Origin of the sequence: Halanaerobium sp. ST460_2HS_T2, assembly GCF_003337665.1 — a bacterium.
Classification (GTDB): domain Bacteria; phylum Bacillota; class Halanaerobiia; order Halanaerobiales; family Halanaerobiaceae; genus Halanaerobium; species Halanaerobium kushneri.
This window is the reverse complement of sequence record NZ_QPJF01000063.1, coordinates 1-4,331: the sequence shown is the minus strand read 5'-3', so window position 1 is coordinate 4,331 and position 4,331 is coordinate 1. Positions and strand designations below refer to the sequence as shown.

Genomic DNA, 4,331 nt, shown 5'->3' with positions numbered 1-4,331 from the left:
CAGAGAAAAGTTAAGTTTTAGTATCTAGAAATACTAAAGGTACAGGCTATTTTAAAAAAATCAAAAAAACCGTGCATTGCAACTTGCAATTCACCAAAGTAAATTCTTTAAATCACATATTTGACAAAATTATTGTAATGTGTTTTAATATAGGAAAAGAAAATATTTCTGTTGTCTAATCTCATCTGAGAGCGGGGGACCCACTTTTTTGGGGCGAATCTATTTTTAGAAGAAGACCTTTACTTCTAGCCCGACAGCTAACTCCGTAGACTTTAAATAAGGGACAGACTTGATGCCACCATGTATTCTATATGGTGAAATTTATCTATTGGCACTACAGTCTATCTGTAGTGTTTTTTTGATTTTATAGAGCTTTTTTTAAGTATATAACTAGTTATTATTTTTTGAAAGGAGTAGAGAGAATGAAGATCAGCAAGAAAAATTTAACCCCGGCACAGTACTTAGTTTTTGGGTATTTTATTATTATCATGCTGGGTTCAATACTTTTGATGCTCCCGATTGCTACAACTGATGGACAGGGTTTGAGAGCAGTAGACGCGGTATTTACAGCAACCTCAGCAACCTGTGTCACAGGTTTGATTGTTGTTAATACTAAAGAAGCCTTTACTCATTTTGGCTCAACTGTGATTATGCTTTTAATCCAGATTGGTGGGCTGGGTATTATGTCAATGTCCACTTTGTTTGCCTTTATAATTGGAAAGAAGATAAGTCTAAAAGAAAGATTAATTATTCAGGAAGATTTAAACCAGTATCAAATCTCAGGTATGGTGAGACTTGTCCAGTACCTGCTCGGTTTTACCTTTGCAATTGAAGGAACTGCAGCAGTTATCTTATTTGCACGTCTGGTACAGGATTATCCTGCAGGGAGAGCAATTTATTTGGCTATTTTCCATGCTGTATCAGCGTTTAACAATGCTGGTTTTGATCTTTTTGGAAACAGTTTAGAGAATTTTACCGGGGATATAACAATCAACTTTGTGATTATGGCCTTAATAATCCTTGGTGGTATAGGTTTTGGTGTTATGGTAGAGGCATATAACAGAGTTAAGTTTAAAAAAACAACTCTACAGACTAAAATAGTACTTATAATGACTCTAGCCTTACTTGTATTTGGTTTTATAATCTTTTTTGTTTTAGAATATGATAATACTCTTGCCGGCCTGCCTCTGCTTGATAAAACACTGGGGGCAATGTTTTTATCTGTAACTCCCAGAACAGCAGGTTTTAACACAGTAGCAACCGGGGCTTTAAAACAGTCTTCACTTTTTATAATTATTATCTTAATGTTTATTGGTGCTTCTCCCGGTTCAACCGGTGGAGGTATCAAGACAACTACTTTTGGCGTGATGCTTGTTACCTTAAAAAACATGATCACAGGGAAAGAAGATATGGAAGTATATAACCGCCGCTTTGAAAAAAAGATTGTCTATGAGGCCTTTACAATAACTATGCTGGCTGCCGGGCTTGTTGTATTAGTAACTACCCTGTTATTAGTAATTGAAGATTTTCAGTTTATAGATGTTTTATTTGAAACAGTTTCTGCCTTTGGTACAGTGGGACTTTCAACAGGAATTACTGGACAGCTGTCTGATATAAGTAGAGTATTGATTACAATTACGATGTTCGCAGGTAGAGTTGGACCACTGACTCTAGCCCTTGCCTTTGGCGAAAGAGTAAGAAAAGGAAAATATCACTATCCAACAGAAAAAGTAATGGTCGGTTAATTTTGATAGGAGGACAGACAAATGAAACAGTTTGTAGTAGTAGGTTTAGGTAGATTTGGTGCCAGTGTTGCGACAACTCTGGCTGAAAATGGACATGATGTATTAGCAATTGACCGTGATCCCGAAAAAGTTCAGGCAATTAGTGCTGATGTAACTCATGCTGTAGAGGCTGATGCGACTGATGAAGAAGCCCTAAAAACATTAGGAGTTAGAAACTTTGATGTAGCAGTGGTCAGCATTGGAGATAATGTTTCAGCAAATATATTATGTACTTTAATCTTAAAAGAGTTAAATTTACCTTTTGTAATAGTTAAAGCACCAGATAAATTACACGGCAAAGTTTTAACCAAAGTTGGGGCAGACAGAATAGTCTATCCTGAAAGAGATATGGGGGCTAGAATTGCTCAGAACCTTATTTCTTCGAATGTTTTAGACTATATAGAATTTGCTCCTGAATATGGTGTAATAGAGCTATTGGCAACTGATAAAATGACAGGCAAATCTCTTAAGGATCTTGAGTTAAGAGCTAGTTTCGATGTCAATGTAATGGCAATTAAGCGGGGAGAAAACATCCATATTTCTCCCGGAGCAGATGATATAATTGAAGAGGGAGATAAATTAGTTCTAATGGGTAAAAATGAGAATCTTGATAAAATGCGTGACTTTGGAAATTAATTTTTGTTAGGGAGTGTTAAATATGAAGATAAAAATTAAAACATTAAAAGGCAAAATGCTCCTCGGATTTGCAGTTATGATCTTAATTTTAGCGGGGGTAGTTGGCTGGAGTATTTATAACTTTGAGTCTCTTTCGAATGCGATCAATGATATTTTAGTTGAAAACTACCGCAGCATTAAAGCTAGTGACAGTATGGTCGAATCAATAGAGCGTCAGGATAGTGCTCTGCTGCTGCTTTTAAGAACCTCAGAAGAGCAGGGACAGGAAATATTTAGACGCAACGAAAAAGAATTCTATACCTGGCTTGCCAGGGCAGAAGATAATATTACTATCGACGGTGAAGGAGCAATTTTAGAGAAGATAAATGAAAAGTATTTTAACTTTGTCTCTAAATTTGATCAATTCTATAATGCAGATGAGAATCAGCGTTGGGAGATATATAACCAGGAGCTACTGCCCTTATTTAATGAGATCAAGACTGATATCCGTGAGTTGAGAGAACTTAATAGACAGGCAATGGTAGAGGCTCAGGGGGATGCAAACAGCAGAGCCAACCAGGCAATAATCTACACAATTGGACTGGCTTTATTAGTTACAGCATTTTCATTAATCTTTGCTTTTTATCTTACTAAACAGATACTGCGGCCGATTAAAGAACTAGAAAAAGGTATTAAAGAAGTGGCTGCCAGAAACTTTCAGCGTAAAGTTGAAGTGGCTTCTGAGGATGAGATCGGGGTGCTGGCTGATGAATTTAATGAGATGATTTCCAAATTGAAAGAATATGAGAAAATAAATGTTAAAAAACTGCTGATGGAAAAAGAAAAGTCAGAGGCTGTAGTGAATAATTTAAGCAGCCCTTTAATAGTAACAGATAAAGATCACAAAATTGTTTTAATAAACGAAACAGCAAAAGAACTTTTTTCACTGAGGGAGGATGTACTTGGCACGCACTTTTTAGAGGTAATTAAAGCAGAAGAGATTTTTGAATACATTAAAAATCCTGAAGCAAAAGAAGAAAAGACATTCCTCTTGAAAAAAAATGATAAAAAAAGACATTACAGGATTTCTACCAAACAGGTAATAGATGAAGACGAAGAATATCAATTTACTGTTACTCTTTTAGAAGATATTACCCGCTTAAAAGAAATCGATAATATGAAATCTGAGTTTGTTTCAACTGTATCTCATGAGTTTAGGACCCCATTAACTTCTATGAATATGGGCCTCAACATGGTAATTAACGAGGATACAGGAGAATTAAATGAGGAACAGAAGGAACTGCTGGAAGCAGCCTATGAGGATGTGGAACGATTAACTGAGTTAGTAAATGATCTGCTTGATCTCTCTAAGATTGAATCAGGTAAAATTGAAATGGAGTTTGATAAGGTAGATGTCAATGATATTATTGAAAAAACACTTAACCCCTTCCATAAACAGGCGGAGGAAAAAGAAATTGAGCTCAAATTTAAACAGTCTGAGGATAACATTTTTGCTTATGCAGATCCTTCAAAAATCAGCTGGGTTATATCTAACCTGGTTGGAAATGCACTCCGCTATGCTGATGAAGGTAAAATAGAAGTGGATGCAGAAATAAAGGGTAGAAGGGTTCTAGTATCAGTAGCAGATAATGGACCGGGGATTCCAAAAGAATACCAGTCTAAAATTTTCGAAAAATTTGTTAGGGCCGGCAGTGATAAAGAAGAAAAAAGTGGAACCGGTCTCGGCCTTGCTATTGCAAAAGAAATTATTACAGCCCACAATGGTCGGATCTGGGTTGACAGTGAAGAAGGAGAAGGCTCTACTTTTTCATTCTACATCCCAAGATATGGCTATCAGGAGGAAAATAATGAGTAAAATTTTAGTAGTAGATGATGAAAAAAATATTAGATTAGTTGTTGGTAAAAGTCTGG

At 36.0% G+C, this 4,331-nt stretch carries 3 protein-coding genes and 1 riboswitch; all 3 genes read left to right on the top strand.

Features of this window, described 5'->3' with window-relative positions; all coding sequences use genetic code 11:
* Positions 1–162 precede the first annotated feature (162 nt).
* Positions 163–287, top strand: a riboswitch (cyclic di-AMP (ydaO/yuaA leader).
* 135 nt (positions 288–422) lie between these two features.
* From DFR80_RS14960 to DFR80_RS14950, 3 genes are read left to right on the top strand one after another with little or no spacing between them, the layout of a single operon-like run.
* Positions 423–1,745 (top strand): TrkH family potassium uptake protein, encoded by a 1,323-nt coding sequence (locus DFR80_RS14960; RefSeq protein ID WP_114490467.1) that lies wholly within the window; start codon positions 423–425, stop codon positions 1,743–1,745.
* 21 nt (positions 1,746–1,766) lie between these two features.
* Positions 1,767–2,420: a TrkA family potassium uptake protein gene (locus DFR80_RS14955; RefSeq protein ID WP_114490466.1), complete on the top strand. Its 654-nt coding sequence runs from the start codon at positions 1,767–1,769 to the stop codon at positions 2,418–2,420.
* 22 nt (positions 2,421–2,442) lie between these two features.
* Positions 2,443–4,275, top strand: a complete 1,833-nt coding sequence (locus DFR80_RS14950) for an ATP-binding protein (protein ID WP_233493941.1) — start codon at positions 2,443–2,445, stop codon at positions 4,273–4,275.
* The last annotated feature ends 56 nt before the right edge of the window (positions 4,276–4,331 follow it).